Origin of the sequence: Streptomyces coelicoflavus (assembly GCF_003112555.1) — a bacterium.
Taxonomy (GTDB): domain Bacteria; phylum Actinomycetota; class Actinomycetes; order Streptomycetales; family Streptomycetaceae; genus Streptomyces; species Streptomyces coelicoflavus.
Genome location: NZ_BEWB01000019.1, coordinates 1 through 24,060, shown reverse-complemented (window position 1 = coordinate 24,060; position 24,060 = coordinate 1). Strand labels below are relative to the sequence as shown.

Annotated in this window: 25 protein-coding genes; 9 read left to right on the top strand and 16 right to left on the bottom strand. The window is 72.3% G+C overall.

Annotated elements, in window-relative coordinates; all coding sequences use genetic code 11:
• The first annotated feature begins 179 nt into the window (after nucleotides 1–179).
• Nucleotides 180–899 carry a DUF4232 domain-containing protein gene (locus Sco07f_RS35540; protein ID WP_108990306.1) on the top strand — a complete coding sequence of 240 codons (720 nt, stop codon included), beginning with the start codon at nucleotides 180–182 and terminating at the stop codon, nucleotides 897–899.
• 49 nt (nucleotides 900–948) lie between these two features.
• On the opposite strand, the gene hemB is transcribed toward Sco07f_RS35540, so the two are convergent.
• Nucleotides 949–1,941, bottom strand: coding sequence for a porphobilinogen synthase (gene hemB / locus Sco07f_RS35535; protein ID WP_007443749.1), 993 nt, complete (start codon nucleotides 1,939–1,941; stop codon nucleotides 949–951).
• 111 nt (nucleotides 1,942–2,052) lie between these two features.
• Between hemB and Sco07f_RS35530 the strand changes: the two genes are divergently transcribed.
• Nucleotides 2,053–2,520, top strand: a complete 468-nt coding sequence (locus Sco07f_RS35530) for a MarR family winged helix-turn-helix transcriptional regulator (protein WP_007443736.1) — start codon at nucleotides 2,053–2,055, stop codon at nucleotides 2,518–2,520.
• Between the two features lie 73 nt (nucleotides 2,521–2,593).
• The gene (locus Sco07f_RS35525) at nucleotides 2,594–3,004 is read left to right on the top strand and encodes an SRPBCC family protein (protein WP_087789996.1); all 411 of its coding nucleotides are present in this window, start codon (nucleotides 2,594–2,596) and stop codon (nucleotides 3,002–3,004) included.
• On the opposite strand, the gene Sco07f_RS35520 is transcribed toward Sco07f_RS35525, so the two are convergent.
• Nucleotides 3,001–3,915: a nitroreductase/quinone reductase family protein gene (locus Sco07f_RS35520; protein WP_007443748.1), complete on the bottom strand. Its 915-nt coding sequence runs from the start codon at nucleotides 3,913–3,915 to the stop codon at nucleotides 3,001–3,003. The two genes, Sco07f_RS35525 and Sco07f_RS35520, sit on opposite strands and share 4 nt — an antisense overlap.
• A 337-nt stretch (nucleotides 3,916–4,252) precedes the next feature.
• On the opposite strand from Sco07f_RS35520, the gene Sco07f_RS35515 reads away from it, so the two are divergent.
• Nucleotides 4,253–4,990: a dienelactone hydrolase family protein gene (locus tag Sco07f_RS35515; protein WP_054099350.1), complete on the top strand. Its 738-nt coding sequence runs from the start codon at nucleotides 4,253–4,255 to the stop codon at nucleotides 4,988–4,990.
• 28 nt (nucleotides 4,991–5,018) lie between these two features.
• Here the strand turns inward: Sco07f_RS35515 and Sco07f_RS35510 are convergent, their stop codons facing one another.
• Entirely contained in the window at nucleotides 5,019–5,975 is a 957-nt protein-coding gene (locus tag Sco07f_RS35510) for an NAD(P)-dependent alcohol dehydrogenase (RefSeq protein ID WP_108990305.1), read from the bottom strand.
• 116 nt (nucleotides 5,976–6,091) lie between these two features.
• Between Sco07f_RS35510 and Sco07f_RS35505 the strand changes: the two genes are divergently transcribed.
• On the top strand, nucleotides 6,092–6,799 hold the full coding sequence (locus Sco07f_RS35505) for a TetR/AcrR family transcriptional regulator (protein WP_087789998.1): 708 nt from the start codon (nucleotides 6,092–6,094) through the stop codon (nucleotides 6,797–6,799).
• Nucleotides 6,796–7,320: an SMI1/KNR4 family protein gene (locus Sco07f_RS35500; protein ID WP_087789999.1), complete on the top strand. Its 525-nt coding sequence runs from the start codon at nucleotides 6,796–6,798 to the stop codon at nucleotides 7,318–7,320. Before Sco07f_RS35505 ends, Sco07f_RS35500 begins: the two co-directional genes overlap by 4 nt.
• A gap of 182 nt (nucleotides 7,321–7,502) precedes the next feature.
• On the opposite strand, the gene Sco07f_RS35490 is transcribed toward Sco07f_RS35500, so the two are convergent.
• The 5 genes from Sco07f_RS35490 to Sco07f_RS35470 all read right to left on the bottom strand — a co-directional run bounded on the left by Sco07f_RS35490 (nucleotide 7,503) and on the right by Sco07f_RS35470 (nucleotide 13,251).
• Nucleotides 7,503–9,200 (bottom strand): bifunctional uroporphyrinogen-III C-methyltransferase/uroporphyrinogen-III synthase, encoded by a 1,698-nt coding sequence (locus Sco07f_RS35490; RefSeq protein WP_108990303.1) that lies wholly within the window; start codon nucleotides 9,198–9,200, stop codon nucleotides 7,503–7,505.
• On the bottom strand, nucleotides 9,197–10,156 hold the full coding sequence (gene hemC, locus Sco07f_RS35485; protein WP_007443739.1) for a hydroxymethylbilane synthase: 960 nt from the start codon (nucleotides 10,154–10,156) through the stop codon (nucleotides 9,197–9,199). Before hemC ends, Sco07f_RS35490 begins: the two co-directional genes overlap by 4 nt.
• Entirely contained in the window at nucleotides 10,153–11,871 is a 1,719-nt protein-coding gene (locus Sco07f_RS35480) for a glutamyl-tRNA reductase (RefSeq protein WP_108990302.1), read from the bottom strand. The genes hemC and Sco07f_RS35480 overlap by 4 nt, the downstream gene beginning before the upstream one ends.
• On the bottom strand, nucleotides 11,868–12,647 hold the full coding sequence (locus Sco07f_RS35475) for a redox-sensing transcriptional repressor Rex (protein WP_007389918.1): 780 nt from the start codon (nucleotides 12,645–12,647) through the stop codon (nucleotides 11,868–11,870). The genes Sco07f_RS35480 and Sco07f_RS35475 overlap by 4 nt, the downstream gene beginning before the upstream one ends.
• Nucleotides 12,648–12,921: 274 nt before the next feature.
• Nucleotides 12,922–13,251 carry a glutaredoxin family protein gene (locus tag Sco07f_RS35470; RefSeq protein ID WP_078581544.1) on the bottom strand — a complete coding sequence of 110 codons (330 nt, stop codon included), beginning with the start codon at nucleotides 13,249–13,251 and terminating at the stop codon, nucleotides 12,922–12,924.
• Between the two features lie 120 nt (nucleotides 13,252–13,371).
• Between Sco07f_RS35470 and Sco07f_RS35465 the strand changes: the two genes are divergently transcribed.
• The 3 genes from Sco07f_RS35465 (at nucleotide 13,372) to Sco07f_RS35455 (ending at nucleotide 16,916) form a co-directional block, all read left to right on the top strand.
• Nucleotides 13,372–14,307, top strand: coding sequence for an HAD family hydrolase (locus Sco07f_RS35465; protein ID WP_164140446.1), 936 nt, complete (start codon nucleotides 13,372–13,374; stop codon nucleotides 14,305–14,307).
• A 335-nt stretch (nucleotides 14,308–14,642) separates the two neighbouring features.
• A complete protein-coding gene (locus Sco07f_RS35460; RefSeq protein ID WP_007443701.1) occupies nucleotides 14,643–15,437 on the top strand; it encodes an ECF subfamily RNA polymerase sigma factor, BldN family in 795 nt (264 codons plus the stop codon).
• A gap of 234 nt (nucleotides 15,438–15,671) precedes the next feature.
• Nucleotides 15,672–16,916 (top strand): DUF5667 domain-containing protein, encoded by a 1,245-nt coding sequence (locus tag Sco07f_RS35455; RefSeq protein ID WP_167468321.1) that lies wholly within the window; start codon nucleotides 15,672–15,674, stop codon nucleotides 16,914–16,916.
• A 43-nt stretch (nucleotides 16,917–16,959) separates the two neighbouring features.
• Here the strand turns inward: Sco07f_RS35455 and Sco07f_RS35450 are convergent, their stop codons facing one another.
• The 8 genes from Sco07f_RS35450 to Sco07f_RS35415 all read right to left on the bottom strand — a co-directional run bounded on the left by Sco07f_RS35450 (nucleotide 16,960) and on the right by Sco07f_RS35415 (nucleotide 24,046).
• Nucleotides 16,960–18,036 carry a lysophospholipid acyltransferase family protein gene (locus Sco07f_RS35450; protein WP_108990300.1) on the bottom strand — a complete coding sequence of 359 codons (1,077 nt, stop codon included), beginning with the start codon at nucleotides 18,034–18,036 and terminating at the stop codon, nucleotides 16,960–16,962.
• A gap of 14 nt (nucleotides 18,037–18,050) precedes the next feature.
• Entirely contained in the window at nucleotides 18,051–19,112 is a 1,062-nt protein-coding gene (locus Sco07f_RS35445) for an NAD-dependent epimerase/dehydratase family protein (RefSeq protein WP_042824821.1), read from the bottom strand.
• Between the two features lie 210 nt (nucleotides 19,113–19,322).
• Nucleotides 19,323–19,421 (bottom strand): 30S ribosomal protein bS22, encoded by a 99-nt coding sequence (locus Sco07f_RS35440; RefSeq protein WP_003948845.1) that lies wholly within the window; start codon nucleotides 19,419–19,421, stop codon nucleotides 19,323–19,325.
• 109 nt (nucleotides 19,422–19,530) lie between these two features.
• Nucleotides 19,531–19,743, bottom strand: coding sequence for a helix-turn-helix domain-containing protein (locus Sco07f_RS35435; RefSeq protein ID WP_007443703.1), 213 nt, complete (start codon nucleotides 19,741–19,743; stop codon nucleotides 19,531–19,533).
• A gap of 129 nt (nucleotides 19,744–19,872) precedes the next feature.
• Nucleotides 19,873–20,688, bottom strand: a complete 816-nt coding sequence (locus Sco07f_RS35430) for a phosphatase (RefSeq protein ID WP_108990299.1) — start codon at nucleotides 20,686–20,688, stop codon at nucleotides 19,873–19,875.
• A 248-nt stretch (nucleotides 20,689–20,936) separates the two neighbouring features.
• On the bottom strand, nucleotides 20,937–22,109 hold the full coding sequence (locus tag Sco07f_RS35425) for an acetoin utilization protein AcuC (protein ID WP_108990298.1): 1,173 nt from the start codon (nucleotides 22,107–22,109) through the stop codon (nucleotides 20,937–20,939).
• Nucleotides 22,060–23,301 (bottom strand): MFS transporter, encoded by a 1,242-nt coding sequence (locus tag Sco07f_RS35420; RefSeq protein WP_108990297.1) that lies wholly within the window; start codon nucleotides 23,299–23,301, stop codon nucleotides 22,060–22,062. The genes Sco07f_RS35425 and Sco07f_RS35420 overlap by 50 nt, the downstream gene beginning before the upstream one ends.
• Before the next feature lie 97 nt (nucleotides 23,302–23,398).
• Nucleotides 23,399–24,046, bottom strand: a complete 648-nt coding sequence (locus Sco07f_RS35415) for an HAD family hydrolase (protein ID WP_108990296.1) — start codon at nucleotides 24,044–24,046, stop codon at nucleotides 23,399–23,401.
• Between the last annotated feature and the right edge of the window lie 14 nt (nucleotides 24,047–24,060).

Here is a 24,060-nt window from a genome sequence, read left to right as displayed (position 1 = left end):
ATCCCAGAAGGACATTGTTCCCGCAGGTCAGAGCGTTCCCGGCGTCCCAGCGTCCCGCATGTTCCCCCGGTGCTGGCGGCCGGGACGAGCACGGCCGCAAGCTGTGGTCATCAAAGCAGCCGCTCCCGGTGAACGGTCGAGCGGCTCGCCCCGACTCCCACTTCCGAAGGAGAACTTCCATGTCCGCACGCCGCATCACCCGTACCCGCCTCTTCGCCGCCACCACGGTCGCGCTGGCCGCGCTCTCCCTGACGGCCTGCGAGGGCGACGAGCTCACGGGCTCCCCGGCACCCGACCCCTCCGCCTCCGCCTCCGCCCCCGCCTCCGCGTCGGCGGACGGCAACGACACCGGGCCGGCGGGCGGCACGAAGGGCGACAAGGCCTCGACAGGTTCGACGGGCTCCACGGGCTCGACGGGCTCGACGGGCTCCGCCGGAAACGACAACGCGTCCGGCTCGGGCTCCGGTTCCGGTTCCGGTTCCGACTCGGACCTCCCCGGGAAGTGCTCCGCCTCCGACGTACGGATCACCGCGGCGAACGCGCCCCGCCCGATCAACCACCTGCTGCTGACCGCCACCAACACCGGCTCGAAGACCTGCGCGCTGCCGCCGTACCCGGCGGCGCGGTTCGGCGAGGCCCAGGCGGTGCCGCCGGTCGCGGAGTCCAGCAAGCCGCAGTCGCTGACGACGCTGGCCCCCGGCGAGTCCGGCTACGCCGGCGTCCGCCTGTCGTCAGGTGACGGCAGCGGCGAGAACGGCTACGAGACGACCACCCTCACCGTCCCCTTCCAGGACGGCTCCATCGCCCGGGTCAAGCTGCCCTCCGGCGGCGTGTACGTCGACACCGCGCTCACGGTCACCTACTGGCAGACGAGCGCGTCGAACGCCCTCGAGTACTGAAGGGGTGAGCGCACCCGCACGTCCTGCCGGAAGGGCCGGCACAGGTCGCTCAGCGCAGCGTGCGGGCGACCTCGGTCGCCCAGTACGTCAGGATGTTGCGCGCACCCGCCCGCTTGATCCCGGTGAGGCTCTCCAGGATGGCCCGGTCGCGGTCGATCCAGCCCTTCTCGGCGGCGGCCTCGATCATCGAGTACTCGCCGGAGATCTGGTAGGCGGCGACGGGCACGTCCGAGGCCTCGGCGACCTTGGCGAGGATGTCGAGGTAGGGACCGGCCGGCTTGACCATCACCATGTCGGCGCCCTCCTCCAGGTCCAGCGCCAGCTCGCGCATCGCGTCCCGCGCGTTGGCGGCGTCCTGCTGGTAGGTCTTGCGGTCGCCCTTGAGCGAGGAGCCGACGGCCTCGCGGAAGGGCCCGTAGAAGGCGGAGGCGTACTTGGCGGTGTACGCCAGGATCGCGACGTCCTCCCGCCCGATCTGGTCGAGGGCATCGCGGATGACCCCGATCTGCCCGTCCATCATTCCGCTGGGCCCGACGACGTGGGCGCCCGCGTCGGCCTGGACCTGCGCCATCTCGGCGTACCGCTCGAGGGTGGCGTCGTTGTCGACCCGCCCCTGGTCGTCGAGGACCCCGCAGTGCCCGTGATCGGTGAACTCGTCGAGACAGAGGTCGGACATGACGAGCAGCTCGTCCCCCACCTCGGCCCGTACGTCCCGCAGCGCGACCTGGAGGATCCCGTCGGGATCCGTCCCCGCCGTCCCCGCGGCGTCCTTCTTCCCGTCCTCCGGCACCCCGAAGAGCATGATCCCGGAGACCCCGGCCTCGACCGCCTCGGCGGCCGCCTTCCTGAGCGTGTCCCGCGTGTGCTGCACGACCCCGGGCATCGCCGCGATCGGCACCGGCTCGCTCACGCCCTCGCGGACGAAGGCGGGGAGGATGAAGTCGGCGGGGTGCAGCCGGGTCTCGGCGACCATCCGACGCATCACGGGGGTGGTCCGCAGCCGCCGGGGCCGGGCGCCGGGAAAGGATCCGTACGTCGTCATACCACCCACGCTACGCCCGTCCCACCCGTGCCTTTGCCGACGGGGAGTCGGCCCGGTCCGGCCCGGGCAACGTTTGACCTCAACCAAACTTCAGCTTCTACGTTCGACGCCATGGACTACTCACACACCGACACGGAACTCGTCCGCCAGCCCATCGGTTACTGGACCTGGGCGGCGTACAAGGCCGTCGTCACCCGCACCCGGGCGGCCCTCGCCGAACTCGGCACGACCCAGCCCCAGTGGTGGGTCCTCGCCCAGGTGGCCCGCGCGGACACCCCGAAGACCCGCGCCGAGGTCTCCGAGCTCCTGCGGAACTACCTCGACACGGGCCCGGAGGCGATGGAGTCGGAGATCGACGCGACGGTCACGGCGGGCTGGATCGTGCAGGACGCGGAGACCTCGGACGGCCGCCTCTCCCTGACCCCGGAGGGCCGGGCGTTCTTCGAGAAGGCCGCCGCCCTCCAGGACGACCTGTGGACGGAACGCCACGCCGGAATCTCCGACGAGGAGTACCTGACCACGATGAAGGTGCTCCAGCGCGTCATCCACAACACGGGCGGCCGCGCCTGGCACCACTAGGGGGCGCCGGGCGGACACGCGATGTCCGATTCGTTCAAGAGAGCGGCGACGGCGCCCCGCTACCGTCGCTGCCATGAACAGCACCGGCACGGAGTCCCGCCACCTCGGCATCCACATCGACCGCACCGCGACCGACGTCTACGCCTACGCCTCGGACCCGGCCAACCTGCCCGCGTGGGCCCACGGCCTCGGCGGAACCATCGAGAAGGTCGCGGGCGAATGGATCGCGGACTCCTCCCCCCTGGGCCGGGTCAAGGTCGCCTTCACCCCGCGCAACGACCTGGGCGTACTCGACCACCACGTCACGCTCCCCTCCGGGGAGACCGTCTGCAACCCGGTCCGCGTCATCGCCGACGACACCGGGAGCGAGGTCGTGTTCACCCTCCGCCGGCAGCCCGGGACGACCGACGCCGACTTCGAGCGTGACGCCGCCATGGTCACCGCCGACCTGGCCCGGCTCAAGGAACTGCTGGAGTCCGCCTAAGGCGTGGCCGCCGGCCCGGTCGCCCCGGCCGGGGGCCACGGCACGTCGGCCAGCAGCGGCAGCAACACCTCCTCCTCGTAGTCGAGATGCGCGTTGAGCTGCGCGGACATCTCGTCCAACTCGGCCCGGAAACACGCCGGATCGGCGATGGCGAGACCGTCCAGCAGGGCGGCCAGCTCCCCCTGGACGCGGGCGACCGTGCGGTGCTCGTCGGCGAGCCGGTCGAAGACGTCGGTCAGATGGGGGTGGTGCCGGGCGATCCCCGGAAACAGGTGCCCGTCCTCGCTCACATGGTGGAACTCCAGTGCCTGGCAGAACGCCAGGCACCGCTGCCGGATCTGCAACCCGAGGCTCGGCGGCGCTCCGTCCGCCCCCGGCGCAGCGAAGTACGCCTCGGTCTCGGCCCGCACCTGCCGCACCTGCCCCCGCAGCCAGGTGTGCACCTCCAGCACCTTGTCGGCGAGGGTACGCACTTCCCGGGGCCGCCCTTCCCACTCCTCGGGCTCGGCCCGCTCCAGCACCACGACCGGCAGCAGCCGAGCGGTACGGGCCTGGTAGTCGCCGTAGCCGGGCGAGGCCCGCACCACGTGCGCGAACAGTTCCTCGCGCCGGGCACCCTCGGCAGGCACCGCCAGCGCCTCGAAGCTCTCGGTGCCCACCTCCACCCGGACCACGGGGTGGGCGAGCAGGTTGTGGTACCAGCCGGGATGCCGGGGGCCGCCGAGATTGGACCCGACGACGAGAAGGCGGTCGTGGTGGCGGACGTACCCGAGCGGAGTGGTCCGCGAGGCGCCCGATCTGGCGCCGGTGGTGGTCAGCAGCAGCAGGTCACCGCCTGCGAAGGGACCGCCGACCTTCCCCCCGTTGGCGCGGAACTCGTCGATGACGGACTGGTGGAACGATGTGGGCATACGTTTCTGTTTCTCCGGAACGGCAGGCCACGGCGACGGCGACGACACGTGCCGCGGCGTGCGGGGAACGAGGGACGAGCACGAGAGCCGACGCGCGGAAACGCCGCGTCGGGCGACTCGGAATCAGGGCGCGGAGTATGAACGCATCACGGACCCCTTGCATGAAGGGCGCTCGCCCGGTCGCCGGCCGGCCCACTGCTCTTTGACCGGCGCCACGCGGCACCACCGTCATTACACGCACCGGCCCGCCGGACTGTCAACGCACGGCACCCGCGCCGCTCTGCCGGCGGCAGAACACCGGCCGGACCGGGATCCATGATCGCTACGGTCCAGTCTCATGACGACGACCACGACGCGTACGGTCGAGTACCCGGCCGACGGTTTGACGATGATCGGGCACCTCGCGCTCCCGGCCGGTGCCGGCCGCCGGCCCGCGGTGCTGCTCGGACCGGAGGGCATGGGGCTCAGCGACGTCGAACGCCGCCGGGCCGATGCTCTCGCCGAGCTGGGATACGTAGCGCTGGCCTTCGACCTTCACGGCGGGCGCTATCTGGGTGATCCCGAGGAGATGCTGGCCCGTTGCATGCCGCTGCTCGCTGATGCCGACCGGATGCGGGGCATCGGCCGTGCGGCGCTCGACGTGCTGTGCGCCGAACCGCGGACCGACCCCGACCGGATCGCCGCTGTCGGTTACGGCACCGGGGGCGCCATCGCGCTGGAACTCGGGCGTGAGGGCGTCGGCCTGCGCGCGATCGGGACGGTCAACGCACTGACCACGGGCCGGCCGGGCGAGGCGGCGCGCATCCGCTGCCCGGTGTGGGCCGGGGTCGGGTCCGAAGACCCGATCATGCCGCCCGCGCAACGGGACGCGTTCACCGCCGAGATGCAGGCCGCGGGCGTCGACTGGCGCCTCACGGTCTACGGCGGCGCCTTGCACGCCTTCCACCACCCGCCGGTCGACCATCCCACGGTCCCCGGCGTCGGCCACCACCCACGACACGCGCAGCGCGCCTGGCGCGACGTCGTCGACCTGCTCGGCGAGTGCCTGCCCGTGACGGAGGATCCGGGGGCATGACCCGGGTGGGCGTGCCGGCACCAGCCCCCTATGCGACCCGCACGACGTGCTTGCCCCGCACGCCACCGGCCGCCAGGGCGCGTTGGGCGTCGGCGACCCCGTCGAGCGGATGGACGGTGTCGACGACGGGGACGATGTCACCGCGCTCGGCGAGCCGGGCGGCCTCGGCGAGCAGTGCGCCGTCGGGGTTGCCGCTGAAGAAGCGGATGCGCCCCTTGCCGTGGACGGCGGAACCGAGCACGGTACCCAGCCACGCGAGCGGCCGGTCGAGGTCGGCGGCGACGGCGACCATGCGCCCGCCCGGCGCCAGCAACCGCCGTACCCGGGCCTGCTCGGTGCCGACGGTGTCGAGGACGACGTCGAAGCGGCCGAGCGCGGACAGCGCGGTCGTCCGGTGGTCCAGCGCCTCCTCGGCGCCCAGCCCCCGCACGAAGTCGAGGTTCCGCCCGCCCGCGAGCGCGACGACACGCGCCCCGAGCACCTTTCCCACCTGCACGGCGACACTGCCCACGCCGCCGCTCCCGCCCCGCACGAGCAGCCGCTCACCGGGCTGGAGGGCGGCCTTGTCGCGCAGCGCGGTCACCGCCGTGGTCGCGCCCGCGAGCAGCGAGACGGCCTCCTCCGGCGTGAGGTTCTCCGGTGCGGGCGCGATCCGCCGCGGGCTGACGGCGACGTACTCGGCCATGCTGCCGGTCCGGCGCCCCAGCAGCCCCCACACCCGCTGGCCCTCCCGGACCCCGCGCACCGAGGCCCCGACCTCGGCCACCTCCCCCGCGAAGTCGAGGCCGCACCCCTTGGGAAAGGTCCGCCCGGTCACCAGGCGCACCTTCCCCGTCCGGTCGTGCAGGTCGCCCCCGTTGACCGCGGCGGCACGCACACGCACCAGCACCTCGTCGGGCCCGATGGCCGGCACCGGCCGCCGCCCGACGTAGAGCACCTCCGGAGGCCCGAAACGGTCGAAGAGGACCGCCTTCATCTCACCCATGACCCAACATCCACTTCGCGTTCGGAAAGCACGGAGACGAGGCCCGCCTCCGCTGCTAATCTCACGCTAGACCCATAAGTGGACGACCCCCTCCACTTACCTCGGAAGTGAGAAACATGCCTGCCCAGCCCTCTCACAACCCCCCGGAGCACACCCCCGGAACCCCACCGCCGGACGCTCTGCGCGCCGACGCCCGCCGCAACCGCGAACGGGTCCTGGAGGCCGCGCGCGAGGTCTTCGCCGCCCAAGGCGTGGACGCCCCGATGAGCGCGGTCGCCCGCCGGGCCGGCGTCGGCGTGGCCACCCTCTACCGCCGCTTCCCCACCCGGTCCGCCCTCGTCACCGCCGCCTTCGACGACCAGCTCGCCGTGTGCGCGACCGCGTTCGAGGAGGCCCTGGCCGACCCCGACCCGGGACACGGCCTGTACACGCTCCTGCGCAAGGTGTGCACCACGCTGGTCACCGACCGCGGCTTCGAGACGGTGTTCATGGCCGGTTTCCCGGCGTCCCTGGACTACGACCGGGAGCGCGCCTGCGCCGAGGAGCGCCTGACCCACCTGGTCCGGCGCGCCCGCGACGCCGGCCGGCTCCGCGAGGACTTCTCCCCCGCCGACATCCCCCTGCTCCTGCTGGCCGTGAGCGGCCTGGCCTCCCAGCCCCCCGAAACCGCCGTCCCCGCCGCCCACCGCCTCCTGACCTACCTCTTCCAGTCCTTCCAGGCCGACCCGCCGCCCCGTCCGGCCCCCCTGCCACCCGCCCCGGCACTGGACCTGAGCGGGCTGCACCGGCCGTTGTCGGCGCAGCCGTCTACTGTGCGCCCATGAGCGAGACACCCGGTGACGACTGCCGCCTTCCCCCCGCCCTGGCCGACGTGGCCCGTTTCGAGTTCGACTACGCCGACGGCGACGGCATCGACTTCGAGCCCTACGCGGCCTTCGACTCCGCCGAGGAGACCACGCACTGGCTGCGCCAGTGGACGGGAAACCCCGAAGCCGACGGCTCCGCCTACCGCGTGTTCGGCCAGGACGGCAGCGGCGGCCTCGCGGCCCTCTGGCACGGACGCCCCGGCCGCCCTCTCACCGAGCAGCCCGTGGTGTTCGTGGGGTCGGAGGGCGAATGCGACGTGGTCGCCGGGAACCTGTCCGACTTCCTGTGGTTGCTGGCCGACGGCACCGGCCCGGCAGAGGCGGTCCTCTTCGGCCCCGTGTCACGCCCCGACCCGGCACTCACCGCCCTCGCCGAACGCCACGCCACCACCCCACGCCGCCCGGCCGCGGACATCGTCAAGGAGGCCCGCGCCGCCTTCCCGGCCTTCGCAGAGGAGCTCTGGGGCCGCTGCCGGTGAGCGGCGTCCCGGGCGCGGCCGTCCAACCAGCGGTTCAGGCCGCCCGCCCGGCTTCGCCGACACCCGTCCGCGGCTCCGACAACCCCACCGGCCCCCGGCTGTCCCTCACCCCCGCCGCCTGGACGGCGTCCCTGGGAACGACAACGGGGCGCCCCTGAAACCAGGGACGCCCCGCATACACCTCAGGTCGAGGACCGCCGTCTCCGCGACCCCGGCCGCCGTTCGCTCGGCCGGGTCACCGGATCCCCGGCCTCCAGGGCCGCCGCCCGGCGCCGCAGGCCGAAGTCGGCCAGGGCCTCCGCCAGCTTGGTGACGGACGGCTCGGGGGACATGACGTCGACGCGCAGGCCGTGTTCCTCCGCCGTCTTGGCCGTCGCCGGGCCGATGCAGGCGATCACCGTGACGTTGTGCGGCTTGCCCGCGATGCCGACCAGGTTGCGGACCGTGGACGACGAGGTGAAGAGCACCGCGTCGAAGCCGCCGCCCTTGATGGCCTCCCGGGTCGTGGCCGGGGGCGGCGAGGCGCGCACCGTGCGGTACGCGGTGACGTCGTCGACCTCCCAGCCCAACTCGATCAGACCGGCGACCAGGGTCTCCGTGGCGATGTCGGCGCGAGGGAGGAAGACGCGGTCGATCGGGTCGAAGACCGGGTCGTAGGGCGGCCAGTCCTCCAGGAGACCGGCGGCCGACTGCTCGCCGCTCGGCACCAGGTCCGGCTTCACGCCGAAGGCGATGAGGGCGTTGGCCGTCTGCTCGCCGACCGCCGCGACCTTGATGCCGGCGAAGGCGCGGGCGTCCAGGCCGTACTCCTCGAACTTCTCGCGGACCGCCTTCACCGCGTTGACCGACGTGAACGCGATCCACTCGTAGCGGCCCGTGACCAGGCCCTTGACCGCCCGCTCCATCTGCTGCGGGGTGCGCGGCGGTTCGACGGCGATGGTCGGCACCTCGTGCGGGACCGCGCCGTAGGACCGAAGCTGGTCGGAGAGCGACGCCGCCTGCTCCTTCGTGCGCGGGACGAGGACCTTCCAGCCGAACAGCGGCTTGGACTCGAACCACGAGAGCTGGTCGCGCCGGGCGGATGCGCTGCGCTCGCCGACCACGGCTATCACCGGGCGGCCGCCGTCCGGGGACGGCAGCACCTTCGCCTGCTTCAGGGTCTGGGCGACCGTGCCGAGCGTCGCCGTCCAGGTGCGCTGCCGCGTCGTCGTACCGGCGATCGTCACCGTCAGCGGGGTGTCCGGCTTGCGGCCCGCCGACACCAGCTCGCCGGCCGCCGCGGCGACCGAGTCGAGCGTCGTCGACACGACCACCGTGCCGTCGGAGGCGCCCACCTCGGTCCAGCAGCGGTCCGACGCCGTACGGGCGTCCAGGAAGCGCACGTCCGCGCCCTCCGCGTCCCGCAGCGGCACACCGGCGTACGCGGGTACGCCGACGGCGTTCGCGATGCCGGGGACGACCTCGAAGGGCACCCCGGCCGCGGCGCAGGCCAGCATCTCCTCGGCGGCGTACGCGTCGAGCCCGGGGTCACCGGTCACCGCACGCACGACCCGCCTGCCGCCCCGCGCGGCCTCCATGACAAGATGTGCGGCATCCCGCACAGCGGGGACACCGACGGCCGTTGACGCACCGTCAACAACCGTCAGCTGTGGCGTGCCTGTGCCCGGATCCGACGGATCGGCATCCGTGTGCACCTCCGACACACCCTGCCTCGCGTGCGTCCGTACGACGTCGAGCACCTCGTGCTCGGCGACGAGGACGTCCGCGTGGGTCAGCGCCTCCACGGCGCGCAGAGTCAGCAGTCCCGGATCTCCGGGTCCGGCACCGAGGAAGGTGACGTGCCCGTGTTCCGGACCGGCGGGAAAGGCGGTGGGGCTCAATGTGCTCGCTCCCCCATCAGACCGGCCGCGCCCTGGGCGAGCATCTCGGTGGCCATGTCGCGACCGAGTGCCATCGCCGCCTCGTGCGTCTGGGGCACGGGACCGGTGGTGGACAGCTGCACCAGCGTCGAGCCGTCGGTCGTGCCGACGACGCCGCGCAGGCGCATTTCCTTGACAGTCTGCCCGTCGGCCAGAAGGTCGGCCAGCGCCCCGACGGGTGCGCTGCAGCCGGCCTCCAGGGCGGCGAGCAGTGACCGCTCGGCCGTTACGGCGACCCGCGTGAACGGGTCGTCGAGCTCGGCGAGCGCGGCGATCAGGTCCGCGTTGTCCGCGGGACATTCGACCGCCAGTGCCCCCTGGCCGGGGGCCGGCAAAACCGTGTCGACCGACAGGAAGTCGGTCACCTCGTCGATGCGTCCCACCCGGTTCAGCCCGGCGGCGGCCAGCACGACCGCGTCCAGCTCACCGCTGCGGACGTATCCGATGCGCGTGTCGACGTTGCCCCGGATCGGGACCGTCTCGATCTCCATGCCGTGGGTGCGGGCGTACGCGTTCAGCTGCGCCATGCGGCGCGGCGCCCCCGTACCGATGCGCGCACCGCGCGGCAGGTCGGTCAGCTTGCGCGCGTCCCGGGCGACGACCACGTCCCGCGGGTCCTCACGCACCGGCACGGCGGCCACGACCAGGCCCTCGTGCTGCGCGGTGGGGAGGTCCTTGAGCGAGTGAACCGCGAAGTCCACCTCACCCCGCAGCAGTGCGTCGCGCAGCGCGGCGACGAACACGCCCGTGCCGCCGATCTGCGCCAGGTGCTCGCGCGACGTGTCGCCGTACGTGGTGATCTCGACCAGCTCAACGGGCCGACCGGTCACCTGGCTCACGGCGTCCGCCACCTGCCCGGACTGCGCCATGGCGAGCTTGCTGCGCCTGGTCCCCAGCCTCAGTGCCTTCTCAGTCATGCCGGCCCTCGGTTCTTCTCAGTGGTGCTGTTCTCGGCGCGGGAGACGGAGGCCACCGTCTCCTGGTCGAGGTCGAACAAGGTGCGCAGCGCGTCCGCGTACCCGGCGCCGCCGGGTTCCGCGGCGAGCTGCTTGACCCGCACCGTCGGCGCGTGCAGCAGCTTGTCGACCACACGCTTGACGGTCTGGGTGATCTCGGCGCGGTGCTTGTCGTCGAGCCCCGGCAGCCGCCCTTCCAGGCGGGCGATCTCGCCGGCCACGACGTCCGCGGCCATGCTGCGCAGCGCGACCACGGTGGGCGTGATGTGCGCGGCGCGCTGGGCGGCGCCGAAGGCCGCGACCTCGTCGGCGACGATCCGGCGGACCATGTCGACGTCGGCGGCCATCGGCGCGTCGGCGGAGGCGTCCGCGAGCGACTCGATGTCCACCAGGCGTACGCCCGCCAGCCGGTGCACGGCGGCGTCGACGTCGCGCGGCATCGCCAGGTCGAGGAGGAAGAGCACGGGCTCCGGGCGCGGCACCTCGGCGACCGGCTCCGGGCGGCGGCGCTCGGGGATGCGGCCGACGCGCGTCGCGGTCGCGGCGAGCGCGCCGATCAGCTCGGCGTCCGCCTCCGGTCCCGGCCGGCCCGTCTCGCGGGGCCGGTCCACCGCGGTACCGCCCGCGGCCCAGGCCCCGTGCTGCTCCAGCGTCGCCGCGTCCATGCCGGCCACGGCGGCCTCGCCCATGACGGAGAAGCCGGAGGGGACGGAGGACAGGTCCAGCGGGCAGTTGTCGTCGGCGCCGGCACCGGCGTTCGGCAGTGGCGTTTCCGCGGCCCGCCGCTCGTCCGCCTCCCGTACGCCGACGGAGGTGGCCCCGGCGGGAGCGCCGGTACGGCCCTCCACCGCCGCCGCCACCGCGTCCGCCGTGAGGACCAGGCCGGTCGCGCCCGTGCAGGAGACGGCCACGTCGGCACGTGTCAGCTCGCCCGGCACCGCGTCCATCGGTACCGCGCGGGCCACCACGTCCGTGTCGTCGCCCTCGGAGAGGATCTGCGCGAGGCGCTCGGCGCGCTCGAAGGTGCGGTTGGCGACCACGATCTCGGCGACCCCGGACCGCGCCAGCGTCGCGGCGGCCAGCGAGGACATCGAACCGGCGCCGATCACCAGGGCCTTCTTGCCCCGCGCCCACTTCTGGACGTCGGCCCCGGCGGACAGCTGCTCCAGGCCGAAGGTGACCAGGGACTGTCCGGCGCGGTCGATGCCGGTCTCGTGGTGGGCGCGCTTGCCGACCCGCAGCGCCTGCTGGAACAGGTCGTTCAGCAGCCGTCCGGCGCTGTGCAGGTCCTGGGCGCGGGCCAGGGAGTCCTTTATCTGGCCGAGGATCTGGCCCTCGCCCACCACCATCGAGTCGAGTCCGCAGGCCACCGAGAACAGGTGGTGGACGGCCCGGTCCTCGTAGTGCACGTAGAGGTGGGGAGTGAGCTCCTCCAGGCCGACGCCGCTGTGCTGGGCGAGCAGCGTGGACAGCTCGGCGACACCGGCGTGGAACTTGTCCACGTCGGCGTACAGCTCGATGCGGTTGCAGGTGGCCAGGACCGCGGCCTCGGCGGCCGGTTCGGCGGCGACCGTGTCCTGGAGCAGCTTGAGCTGCGCGTCCGCGTTCAGGGACGCCCGCTCCAGCACGCTGACCGGCGCGCTGCGGTGGCTCAGCCCGACGACGAGGAGGCTCATGCCGGCATCACGGCGGGTACGTCCCCGTCGGGTCCCTGGTCGGCGGAGCCGGTGGAGTGCTGCTGCTTGCGGGCGGCGACGGGCGGTACGACGCCGGCGTCGCCCGCGGCGTCCTCGCCCGCCTTGCGCTGCTCGTGGAAGGCGAGGATCTGCAGCTCGATGGAGAGGTCGACCTTGCGCACGTCGACGCCCTCGGGGACGTTCAGCACGGTCGGCGCGAAGTTGAGGATGGAGGTGACACCGGCGGCCACGAGACGGTCGCAGACCTGCTGGGCGGCACCGGCGGGGGTCGCGATCACACCGATCGAGACACCGTCGTCCTGGATGATCTTCTCCAGCTCGTCGGTGTGCTGCACCGGAATGCCTGCCACGGGCTTTCCGGCCATCCCCGGATCGGCGTCGATGAGCGCGGCGACCCGGAAACCGCGGGAGGCGAACCCGCCGTAGTTGGCGAGGGCGGCGCCGAGGTTGCCGATTCCTACGATCACAACCGGCCAGTCCTGGGTGAGGCCGAGTTCGCGCGAGATCTGGTAGACGAGATACTCGACGTCGTAGCCGACACCGCGCGTCCCGTAGGAGCCCAGGTAGGAGAAGTCCTTGCGCAGCTTCGCGGAGTTGACCCCCGCGGCGGCCGCCAGCTCCTCGGACGAGACCGTGGGCACCGAGCGCTCGGAGAGCGCCGTCAGTGCGCGGAGGTACAGCGGAAGCCTGGCGACGGTGGCCTCGGGAATCCCTCGGCTGCGGGTCGCCGGTCGGTGTGCTCGGCCAGTTGCCACGGTGCTCCTGCGGGTAGAGCGGGGCTGTAGGCGGTCATACGTCCCTACATGACCGCCCCGTCGAATGCAGGCTATGTCTTTGTGAACGCGTGCACAAAGATGGTGTCCGATTTGCCCGGCCAACGTGACCGGGGTCACGCGCCCCAGGCGCACGGTACGGGAACCGGCGCGTACAGACCCTCGTCCCTCACTCATCGGGGGCAAAGCCGCACACACTCCTCACGATCAACGCCCCCGAGACCTGGTCGCCATCGATCCTAAGCGACCATACGGACTACTTGTACTGATCGGTCAGTGCCTTGCGCAGCCGTTCCTCGTTCACACGCCAGAAGGTGTGCTGCCGTCCGTCGACCAGCACGACCGGAATCTGCTCCCAGTACTGGTCGTGGAGTTGGCGGTCCTCGGTGATGTCCTTCCCCTCCCAGGGGACACCGAGTTCGGCGCAGACCTTCTCGACGACGAGCTGTGCGTCATCACACAGATGACAGCCGGGTTTGCGGATGAGGGTGACGAGATGGTTCTCGGAGTGCTCAGAGGGCTGGGGAGCCTGGGAAGGCTGGGGCTGCGCGGGCTTCCGGCGGAAGAGGGGGCTCATGCCGGCCATTCTCGCGCGCACGGGCACCCCCGCGCCGGGCGGCCGTCCGGCGGCGAGGTCGCCCGGAGTTCACGGTCCGCAAACCTCTCGGCTCCGAAGCATCCGAACAAACTGGCTATGCTCACGGGCATGGCCGCTCTTCGATGGCTCACTCCCCGTAGGCGCTCCGCCACGGCGCGGAGCGTGTTGGCAGGCGAGGCCTCGGCGGAGGCGGCGCGCAAGTCCGCGGAGGCCGCCGAGACCCCTCAGGACACCGGCTCCGGCACCGCGGAGCCGGAGTTCCCGGTGCACGGCGACGACCGGGCCGCCGCCTTCTTCGACCTCGACAACACCGTCATGCAGGGCGCCGCGATCTTCCACTTCGGCCGGGGCCTGTACAAGCGGAAGTTCTTCGAGACCCGCGACCTCGCCCGCTTCGCCTGGCAGCAGGCGTGGTTCCGGCTGGCCGGGTTCGAGGACCCCGAGCACATGCAGGACGCCCGCGACTCCGCGCTCTCCATCGTCAAGGGCCACCGCGTCTCCGAGCTGGAGACGATCGGCGAGGAGATCTACGACGAGTACATGGCCGAGCGGATCTGGCCCGGCACCCGCGCCCTCGCCCAGGCCCACCTGGACGCCGGGCAGAAGGTCTGGCTGGTCACGGCGGCCCCGGTGGAGATCGCCCAGGTGATCGCCCGCCGCCTGGGCCTGACCGGTGCGCTCGGCACGGTCGCCGAGTCGATCGGCGGCGTCTACACGGGCAAGCTGGTCGGCGAACCGCTGCACGGCCCCGCGAAGGCCGAGGCGGTCCGGGCGCTGGCCGCGGCCGAGGCCCTGGACCTGTCCCGCTGCGCCGCCTACAGCGACTCCCACAACGACATCCCGATGCTGTCGCTGGTCGGGCACCCGTACGCGATCAACCCCGACTCCAAGCTGCGCAAGCACGCCCGCGAGCTGGAGTGGCGGCTGCGCGACTACCGCACCGGCCGCAAGGCGGCCAAGGTCGGCATCCCGGCGGCCGCGGGCGTCGGCGCCGTGGCGGGCGGCACCGCGGCGGCCATCGCGCTGCACCGCCGTCGCCGTTGACGCGCCGTCGCCCCTGCCGTCCCGTGCCGTCGGCCCAATCGGGATGACGTACCCGCGGGACGGGCTCTCCAGTCCCCCTTGCGCACATCGACCACAACACGCTCTGTAGTCACACGGATTTCGAACCGTTTCGGTCAATTACCGATCACTCTGCGGCAGCCGACCGGGCGTCAATCGGGCACGGAAGCGACGTAATCGATGATTTGAGCAACTGGGCGTAGCAGTGCCTGCACGAAGCGTTATTCTCCTCAGACGCATTCCGGTACCCCACCTTCGCTACGACGGGTGAATGGTTCCGTACTGCACGTGATGGAAGTCCTGCCTCTGGGAGTCCCGTGTACCCACACGTCGGGGTTGACGCCTCGGGCCTGGCTACGCTGCGCGCAACGGTCAAATCAGCCCAAGACCTGTTGCGCGGCTTCGTCCCCACCGCGTATGCCGTCCCCGCCCTCGCCGCGGCCGCCGTGCCCGCCGGTCCGTGCTACGCACTGGCCGAAGGAAGCGCCGCCGTCGGCAGACGAGCGCGGTCGTCCTCGTCCGGGGCCGCCGCCACCACCCACCGCCGCCCCGCCGCGGACAGCGACAGCGCCCGCATGATGGAGCTGGTCGAGCGGGCCCAGGCCGGCGAGGCCGACGCCTTCGGCCGGCTCTACGACCAGTACAGCGACACCGTGTACCGCTACATCTACTACCGCGTGGGCGGCAAGGCCACCGCCGAGGACCTCACCAGCGAGACCTTCCTGCGGGCCCTGCGGCGCATCGGCACCTTCACCTGGCAGGGCCGCGACTTCGGCGCCTGGCTCGTGACCATCGCCCGCAACCTGGTCGCCGACCACTTCAAGTCCAGCCGCTTCCGCCTCGAGGTCACCACCGGCGAGATGCTCGACGCCAACGAGGTCGAGCGCTCCCCCGAGGACTCCGTCCTCGAATCGCTCTCGAACGCCGCCCTGCTGGAGGCGGTACGGCGGCTCAACCCCCAGCAGCAGGAGTGCGTGACCCTGCGCTTCCTCCAGGGCCTCTCGGTCGCCGAGACCGCCCGCGTCATGGGCAAGAACGAGGGCGCCATCAAGACGCTCCAGTACCGGGCCGTGCGCACCCTCGCCCGGCTGCTCCCGGACGACGCCCGCTGAGGCGCCCACTATCCGTATCTGCCAAGTCACCATCGGTGAGAGCGTGTTGAGTCCGCGGTCCGATCATCCGCCGTCCGTAACCCAAGTGCCGCGCCGCTCGTTGTGCGGGATGCAGGCTCCCTGTGGTCACTCCCTGGCCGACTCCGATCACCCGATCGGATGGTTTCGATCAGGGCGTGCAACCCTCAGGACCCCCTGGGGAGTCGACCGTGATGACGAGAGGAGGTGCCGCCAGTGATCGCGAACGTATCGGCACACCGGCGGGCGAACGCCTTCGCCCAGGCTCTGGAGGAGCAGTCCGATCCCGGGGCGGCGGCCGAGCAGTCCGGAGGACCGGCGACCGCCGGGGCCACCGCGGAACCGACCGAGCAGGGCCGTCTGACGGCCCTCGCGCGCGGTCTGGCGACGCTGCCCCGGCCCGAGCTGGATCCCGAGGTCAAGGTCGTCCAGCGGGCCCAGCTCGTGGCCGCCTTCGAGGCCATGCTGCAAGAGGGCACCGCGGGCGGCGGGGCGGCGGACACATCGGTACCGGAGCAGCGCCGGGCGCGCGGCACCCATCGCGCGGCCCCGCTGAGCAGGTTCCGGCCCCGCTCGCGGCTGGCCAAGGGCCTCACCGCCGGCGGACTGAGCGTGAGCGTGGCCGCGGGGGCCTTCGGCGGAGTCGCCGCCGCCAGTTCGGACGCCCTGCCCGGCGACTCGCTCTACGGCCTCAAGCGCGGCATAGAGGACTTCCGCCTCGGCCTCGCCGACGGCAACGACGAGCGGGGCCGCGCCTACCTGGACCTCGCCTCGACCCGGCTGAGCGAGGCACGCCGGCTGATGGAGCGCGGCCGCAGCGGTCCCCTCGACCACGAGTCCCTCGGCGAGGTCCGGCGCGCCCTGTCCGGCATGCGGCACGACGCCTCCGAGGGCCACCGCCTGCTCAGCGCGGCCTACGCCCACGACCCCGACTCGCTCGCCCCCATGCAGGCCCTCTCGGCCTTCTCCCAGTCCCACCGGGAGACCTGGGGAGCATTGCGCGAGCGACTGCCCGTGCAGCTCGGGGACGTCAGTGAGCAGGTGTCGTCGGTGTTCGCCGCCATAGACGACGACGTGGCCCCGCTGGAGTCCATGCTGCCGCCGTCGCAGACCCAGGACGACGGCGGGAGCGGCGGCCGGCCGGGCGGTTCCGGCTCGACGACCACCGACACCCCCGGCTCCGGTCACTCGTCGGCACCGCGCACCGGTGACGACGGCACGTCCGAGCGCGGGCGTTCCCAGTCCGGCCGGCCCAGCGAGTCCGCCGACTCCGGCGACGAGAACGACGGGCTGCTCGGCGGCGGCACCGGTGGGCTGCTCGACCCGCCCAAGGACGACAGCGGCACCGCTTCCCCGCCCGCGGGCGGAAACACCCCGCCCGCCGAGCCGGAGGTCACCCTCCCGCCCCTGCTCCCGGGCCTCCTGCCCGGCCTGGGCATCGAGGCGGAGGACGCGGACTGATCACGGTGGGGCGCCCCGTCACCAGGGGCGCCCCGTCCCGGCCTCAGAAGAACACCGACCTCCGCTGCACCAGCAGTTTGTAGAGCGTGTGCTGAATCTGCTCTCTCACCTGGTCGGTCAGGTTGAACATCAGGACCGGGTCCTCGGCCGCCTCCGGCGCGTAGCCGTCCGTCGGGATCGGCTCGCCGAACTGGATGGTCCACTTCGTCGGCAACGGCACGGCGCCCAGCGGCCCCAGCCACGGGAAGGTCGGCGTGAGCGGGAAGTACGGGAAGCCCAGCAGCCGCGCCAGCGTCTTGGAGTTGCCGATCATCGGGTAGATCTCCTCGGCCCCGACGATCGAGCACGGAACGATCGGCGCCCCCTGCCGCAGAGCCGTGGACACGAAGCCGCCCCGCCCGAACCGCTGGAGCTTGTAGCGCTCCCCGAACGGCTTCCCGATGCCCTTGAAGCCCTCCGGCATCACCCCGACCAGCTCGCCCTGGGCGAGCAGCCGTTCGGCGTCCTCGGCGCAGGCCAGCGTGTGCCCGAGCTTGCGCGCCAGCTCGTTGACCACCGGCAGCACGAACACCAGGTCCGCCGCCAGCAGCCGCAGATGCCGGTCGGCCGGATGGTGGTCGTGTACGGCGACCTGCATCATCAGCCCGTCCAGCGGCAGCGTCCCGGAGTGGTTGGCGACGATCAGCGCGCCGCCCTCGGCGGGAATGTTCTCCACGCCCTTCACCTCGACCCGGAAGTACTTCTCGTACACCGGGCGCAGCAGGGACATCAGCACCTGGTCGGTCAGCTCGGCGTCGAAGCCGAAGTCGTCGACCTCGTAGTCCCCGGTGAGGCGGCGGCGCAGGAAGGACAGACCGGCCGCGACACGCCGCTCCAGGCTGCCGTCCCCGGCACCGTCCTCACCGCCGCCGTCGTCCCCCGCCAACGAGCGCACCGGCGCCTGCCCTCCGGACGCCGCGGGCGGCGTCACGGGGTCGTCCCCGCTGTCGTCCTCGCGCGCGGCGGCCCCCCGCAGCGGCAGCGGCTGCACCTCGCCCGCCGGCGCCGACTCCGCCTTCGCCCTGCGCCGGTTCCCCCGCGAACGGTCGTCGTCGAACGGAATGACCTTGGCGTCCGCCATCGTTGCTGCGCTCCTCAGTTGGCGCTCTGCGTCGGGAGGTGGCCGCTGCCCCGCCGGGACAGCTCCGCGATCCGGTCGACGGCCCCCGCGAGGGCCTCGGGCGGCAGCAGACCGGCACCCCGGCCGCGCGCGAAGTCCGCGAACGCCCCGGCCGTCGAGTACGCCGGCCGGAAGCCCAGCGTCTCCCGCATCTGCGTGGTGTCCACCACCCGACCGTGGGTGAGCAGCCGGATCTGCTCGGGGGAGAAGTCCGTCATCCCCAGCGTACGCACGAGCGACCCCGCCCAGGTGACCGCGGGCAGCATCAACGGCACCGTGGGTCGGCCGAGCCGCCGCGAGCACTGGGAGAGCAGCAGCACCCCGTCACCGGCGATGTTGAAGGTCCCGCTGTTCAGCGTGCCCCGCCGCGGCTCGTGCGAGCAGACCCGCAGCACCTCGATCACGTCGTCCTCGTGCACGAACTGCAGCCGCGGGTCGTAGCCGAACACCGTCGGCAGCACCGGCAGTCCGAGGTAGGAGGCGAGCGGCGTGTCCGCGGCCGGACCGAGGATGTTGGCGAACCGCAGCACGGTCACCGACACGTCCGGCCGGCGGCGCGCGAAGCCCCGCACGTACCCCTCGACCTCGACCGCGTCCTTGGCGAAGCCGCCGCTGGGCAGGGACTTGGGCGCGGTGGTCTCGGTGCAGACGGCCGGATCGCGCGGCGCCGAGCCGTAGACGTTCGTGCTGGACTTCACCACCAGCCGCCGCACCGTCGGCGACTTCTGGCACGCGCCGAGCAGCTGCATCGTGCCGATGACGTTGGTCTCCTTCACCGACGTGCGGCTGCCGCTGCCCAGCGGCGTCCCCGTCACGTCGAGGTGGACGACCGTGTCCGCCCGCGTCTCGGCGAGCACCCGGCCGATGGCCGACTGCCGGATGTCCGCCTGGACGAAGTCCGCGCCGCCCAGATGGTGCTCGGGCGCGACGGCGTCCACACCGACGACCCGCTCCACGTCGGGATCACGCTGGACGCGCCGGACGAACCGGCCGCCCAGTTGCCGGGCCACTCCGGTCACGAGCACGACCTTGCCCAAGATCAGCGCCTTCCTTCCGCCTGCTCCAGCCTGTGCCAGCCCTGCTCCGGCCAACTTAGCCGGTAGGTGTTGCGCGGTGATGACCGACGGACACGGCGGATGACGAAAAAGGGACGGCCGGCGGAGACGGCCGAACCGGCGACCGTACGACTGTGGCCCCCCACCGGATGCGGTGGGGGGCCACAGACCACGCCGACGGCGCGGCGTCGCCTACTTCTTGTTGCGACGCTGAACGCGCGTGCGCTTCAGCAGCTTGCGGTGCTTCTTCTTGGCCATCCGCTTGCGCCGCTTCTTGATAACAGAGCCCACGACTATCCTCGCTCACTTCTCATCACTCGGTTGGTGAGCGCCATGGGCCCACACGACCTACGAGGGGCCAGCCTACCGGTCCGAGCGCTGAGGTCGTAATCGAGGTCCGTCAGGCCGTTTCCACCCCCACGTAGCTCTCGCGGAGGTACTCGTGAACCGCTTGCTCCGGGACGCGGAACGACCGTCCCACCCGGATCGCGGGCAGATGACCGCTGTGCACCAACCGGTACACGGTCATCTTGGACACGCGCATCACCGCGGCGACCTCCGCCACGGTAAGGAACTGAACCTCGTTCAGAGGCCTTTCGCCAGCTGCAGCCATGACACACCTGCACCTTCCGCACTCGACGGCCACCGGCTTCCCCTTCCGGTGACTCTTCGTCGCTGCGTGCTCACTCCCCAATGTAGGGGCGGGTGATGCGAGTGGGGAAGAGGTGCACCCCTCACATCCCTAACGTGACAGACACGCCCGATTGAGTACGTAGCGGGTAAGCGGTCGGTAGTACTCGGACCGCACAGCGTCATCAAGTGGAACGGCGACGGACACGGCCCCCTCGGCCTCCCCCACGAAGAGCGCGGGATCGTCCGTGTCCGCCGGGCCGATCGCCTCGAACCCCAGCTGACCTGCCCCGCAGACCCACCCGTGATCCCCGATCACCAACTCGGGCAGCGGCCCGCCGGCCTCGGCAGCGGCCGCCAGCGCCGTACGAACCGGCAGCGGCGAGTGGGTGTGTGCGCCGGGCTCACCACCGGCGCGCCCGGCGGCGGGCTCCCGCACCAACGCGACTCCGCGAACGTAGTCGAGGTTGTACGTGCGTAGACCGAACCGGGTCGTTATGTCGACAGAGCGACCCTGCGCAGGGGTGAGGACAGCACATCCCGCCGCCGACAGCGCCTCGGCCAAGGCGACGTAGAAACCGAGCAGTCGATGCGGGTGCCCGGTGCCGAACAGCACCGGGGCCCGCCGTTCGGCGGCCGCCGCGAGCCGGCCGGCGAAGGCGTCCAGGGCCGCGAGGGTCCGGTCGGGGTCGATCACGTCCTGACCGGAGGTGTCACGCGGATCGGCCGAAACCCCGCACCTCTCCGCCATCAGCCCGATCAGCTCCCGCTGCCGCCACTCCCCTGCCGGGTCGATCCCGATCAGCACCCGGGGATCCCGCGCGGCGAACAACCGGTAACTCCGCAGACTCACCTCCCGAGAGGTCGCCACCACCCCGGCCAGCCGGACATCAAGAAGATGAGCCCGAAGAGCTCCACGGGTCAGCACCCGTCCGATGCTGCCGGGTCTCCCCGCGAGACGAAGAGGAAACGGGGGAATCTACGCACGGTCGGCCTAACCGGCGCCGCACCTGCGGGCAGTCACCAGCCGCCGCCGCTGCGGGCAGTCGCCGGCCGCCGTCACTGCGGGCAATCGTGCCGCTGGGGCGGCACGGGTGGGCGCAGCGGCACCCCGCAACGCCGGGCCGCGCACCGACCCCCGCCCAGCAGCAGCACCGGGCAACTGGAAAGCCACCCCTACGGCAACAACCCCCGCAACGGAAACACCGCCCGCCGAGCCGCCCGCACCGCCTGATCCACCCGGTCCGCAGGGTCGTACCCCGCCTCCCACGAGGCCCACGACACCGGCCACCGCCCATCGGTCATCCGCATCGGCCCCAGCTGCCGCGTCCGCGCGTACACCTCCTGCCGCCACCCCTCCGGAATCACCGTCTCCGGCTCCACCGGCCGCCCCGCCGCGATCCCCACCAGATGCGCCCACGACCTCGGCACCACCTCCACCACCGCGTAGCCGCCACCCCCGAGAGCCACCCACCGCCCCCCGGCGTACTCGTGCGCGAAGTCATGACACGCCACCTGCACCGCCCGCTGCGCGTCCAGCGACACCGCCAGGTGCGCCAGCGGATCCTCGAAGTGCGTGTCGGCACCGTGCTGCGTCACCAGCACCTGCGGCCGGAACTCCGCGAGCAGCTCCGGCACCACCGCGTGGAACGCCCGCACCCACCCCGCGTCCCCCGTCCCGGCCGGCAGCGCGACGTTCACCGCCGCCCCCTCGGCACAGTCCGCGCCCGTCTCCTCCGGCCACCCGGTCTGCGGGAACAGCGTCCGCGGATGCTCGTGCAGCGACACCGTCAGCACCCGCGGGTCCTCCCAGAACGCCGCCTGCACCCCGTCACCGTGATGCACGTCGACGTCCACGTACGCGACCCGCTCGGCCCCCAGCTCCAGCAACCGCGCGATCGCCAGCGCCGCGTCGTTGTACACGCAGAACCCGGACGCCGCACCCGGCATCGCGTGGTGCAGCCCGCCCGCGAAGTTCACCGCGTGCAGCGCGTCCCCGCGCCAGACCGCCTCCGCCGCCCCCACCGACTGCCCGGCGATCAGCGCGGACACCTCGTGCATCCCCGCGAAGGCCGGATCGTCCACCGTCCCGAGCCCGTACGACCCGTCGGCCGCGCCCGGCTCCGCCGACGCCGCCTTCACCGCGTCGATGTAGTCCTCCCGGTGGACGAGCCGCAGCGTCGACTCCCCGGCCGGCCGCGCCGCGACGGTCTCCACCTCCCGGTCGAGCCCGAGGGCCCCGACCAGGCTCCGCGTCAGGGCGAGCCGGACCGGGTCCATCGGATGCTCGGGACCGAAGTCATAGCCCGTTACTGCCTCGTCCCACATCAGCTGTGCGCGGCCGCTCATGCCCGCCACCGTATCGGTCCGGCCGATCCCCGAACGACCTGGCGTAGACGACCGTCACCAGCACCAACACCATCGGTACGAGCATCGCCCCGCGGTAGCTCCAGGCGTCCCCGAGCGCACCCACCAGCGGCGAACCGATCAGGAAACCGACGTAGTTGAACACGTTGAGCCGCGCCACCGCCGCGTCGGACGCACCCGGACGGCCGTCCCGCTCCGCCGCCAGCCGCCCCGCCGCCGCGAACGTCTGCGGCACCAGCACACACAGCCCGAGCCCCAGCAGCGTGAACCCGAGCATCCCCACCCAGGCCCCCGGCGCCGACGCCACCACGGCGAACCCGCCCGCCGCGACGACCGCCCCGCCCCGCACCACCGCCACGGCACCGAACCGCCGCACCCCGAGGTCCCCGAGGGCCCGGCCCACCAGCGTGGTCACCATGTAGACGTTGTACGGAACGGTGGCCAGCTGCTCCGAACTCCCCAGCACGTCTTGGAGGTACTTCGCGCTCCAGTTGGAGACGGTCGAGTCCCCGATGTACGCGAACGTCATCACCAGGCACAGCGGCAACAGCACCTTGAAGCCGACCCCGGCCCCGCCCGACCCCTTCTGCACCGCCGCCTCAGCCGGACCACCGCCGTCCCCGTCGACGTACCACCGGCTCCCGACCAGCGCGGCCGGCAACAGCACGACGACCACGGGCAGATACGACACCCACAGCGCCAGGTCCCAGTGCGCCCCCACCCACGCCAGCGAGGCCCCCAGAATCCCGCCGAGGCTGTACGTCGCGTGGAACCCGAGCATGATGCTGCGCCCGTACGCCCGTTGCAGACTCACCCCGAGCATGTTCATCGACGCGTCCAGCGCACCGACGGACAGTCCGAAGACGGCCAGCGCGACGGCCAGCACCGCCACCCGGTCCCCGGCTCCCACGCCGAGCAGCGCCAGGAGCACCACCGGCTGGGACCAGCGCAGCAGCCGGCTGGGCCGCATCCGCCGCACCAGACGCTCGCTCACCACACTCCCGACCCCGGCCAGAATCGGCACGGCGGCGAGGAAGACGGGCAGCAGTGCGTCGGAGACGCCGTACCGGTCCTGGATGGCCGGGATCCGCGTCACCAGCAGCGCGAAGGCGACCCCCTGGGCGAAGAAGCCGAACGCGAGCGAGGCCCTGCCGCGCCGCAGCACATCAGTCATGGCGGCGAGCGTAGGGCTCCGGCCTACCCGTGGGTAGATCCCGCCAAAGATGAATTCTGCTCAGCTTCCAGCGCCGGGACGACCGGGACGACGGTCGTCAGCCCGAGAGCAGGTCGGCCAGCTCTCCCATGTCCGCGAAGAGCCGGGTGGCCCCGGCCAGCTTCGCGGCCGGCGTCATCGCGGTGAACCCGTACACGTCCATCCCGGCGGCCACCGCGGCCTGTACGCCGAGCGGGCTGTCCTCGATCACGGCACACCGCTCCGGCGCCACACCCATCCGTCCGGCCGCGTGCAGGAACAGGTCCGGTGCGGGCTTGCCCCGCCCCACGTCCTGGGAACTGAAGATTCGCCGGTCGTCGAACCACCGGTCGAGCCCGGCCTTACGGTGCCCCACCCGGATCCGCTCGTGGCTCCCGGAGGACGCCACGCAGTACGCCACCCCGTCCGCGGTGAGCTTCTCCAGCACACCGACGGCGCCCGGAACGGGCTCCAGCTCCCGCTCGAAGGCGGCGAACACCCGCCCGTGGAAGACGTCGTCGAAGTCCTCGGGCAGCCGCCGCCCCGTCCGCTCCAGTACGAGGTCGTGCACGCGGTGCATGGCACCACCCATGTAGTCTCGCAGCGAGTCCTCGTAGGACGTCGGGTGCCCCAGCTCTGTGAGATAGCCGGCGAGCAGGCGGTTGGAGATCGGCTCGCTGTCGACGAGAACACCGTCGTTGTCGAAGATAACCAGGTCGTAGCGCATACACCGACCCTAAA

What these genes read in the sequence shown, in the direction of transcription:
- Sco07f_RS35465 (WP_164140446.1), top strand. Translation starts at nt 13,372, where the DNA reads ATGGCCGCTCTTCGATGGCTCACTCCCCGTAGGCGCTCCGCCACGGCG.
- hemB (WP_007443749.1), bottom strand. Translation starts at nt 1,941, where the DNA reads ATGACGACGTACGGATCCTTTCCCGGCGCCCGGCCCCGGCGGCTGCGG.
- Sco07f_RS35500 (WP_087789999.1), top strand. Translation starts at nt 6,796, where the DNA reads ATGAGCGAGACACCCGGTGACGACTGCCGCCTTCCCCCCGCCCTGGCC.
- Sco07f_RS35480 (WP_108990302.1), bottom strand. Translation starts at nt 11,871, where the DNA reads ATGAGCCTCCTCGTCGTCGGGCTGAGCCACCGCAGCGCGCCGGTCAGC.
- Sco07f_RS35505 (WP_087789998.1), top strand. Translation starts at nt 6,092, where the DNA reads ATGCCTGCCCAGCCCTCTCACAACCCCCCGGAGCACACCCCCGGAACC.
- Sco07f_RS35515 (WP_054099350.1), top strand. Translation starts at nt 4,253, where the DNA reads ATGACGACGACCACGACGCGTACGGTCGAGTACCCGGCCGACGGTTTG.
- Sco07f_RS35470 (WP_078581544.1), bottom strand. Translation starts at nt 13,251, where the DNA reads ATGGCCGGCATGAGCCCCCTCTTCCGCCGGAAGCCCGCGCAGCCCCAG.
- Sco07f_RS35510 (WP_108990305.1), bottom strand. Translation starts at nt 5,975, where the DNA reads ATGGGTGAGATGAAGGCGGTCCTCTTCGACCGTTTCGGGCCTCCGGAG.
- Sco07f_RS35520 (WP_007443748.1), bottom strand. Translation starts at nt 3,915, where the DNA reads ATGCCCACATCGTTCCACCAGTCCGTCATCGACGAGTTCCGCGCCAAC.
- Sco07f_RS35450 (WP_108990300.1), bottom strand. Translation starts at nt 18,036, where the DNA reads ATGGCGGACGCCAAGGTCATTCCGTTCGACGACGACCGTTCGCGGGGG.
- Sco07f_RS35425 (WP_108990298.1), bottom strand. Translation starts at nt 22,109, where the DNA reads ATGAGCGGCCGCGCACAGCTGATGTGGGACGAGGCAGTAACGGGCTAT.
- Sco07f_RS35525 (WP_087789996.1), top strand. Translation starts at nt 2,594, where the DNA reads ATGAACAGCACCGGCACGGAGTCCCGCCACCTCGGCATCCACATCGAC.
- Sco07f_RS35540 (WP_108990306.1), top strand. Translation starts at nt 180, where the DNA reads ATGTCCGCACGCCGCATCACCCGTACCCGCCTCTTCGCCGCCACCACG.
- Sco07f_RS35435 (WP_007443703.1), bottom strand. Translation starts at nt 19,743, where the DNA reads ATGGCTGCAGCTGGCGAAAGGCCTCTGAACGAGGTTCAGTTCCTTACC.
- Sco07f_RS35420 (WP_108990297.1), bottom strand. Translation starts at nt 23,301, where the DNA reads ATGACTGATGTGCTGCGGCGCGGCAGGGCCTCGCTCGCGTTCGGCTTC.
- Sco07f_RS35415 (WP_108990296.1), bottom strand. Translation starts at nt 24,046, where the DNA reads ATGCGCTACGACCTGGTTATCTTCGACAACGACGGTGTTCTCGTCGAC.
- hemC (WP_007443739.1), bottom strand. Translation starts at nt 10,156, where the DNA reads ATGACTGAGAAGGCACTGAGGCTGGGGACCAGGCGCAGCAAGCTCGCC.
- Sco07f_RS35530 (WP_007443736.1), top strand. Translation starts at nt 2,053, where the DNA reads ATGGACTACTCACACACCGACACGGAACTCGTCCGCCAGCCCATCGGT.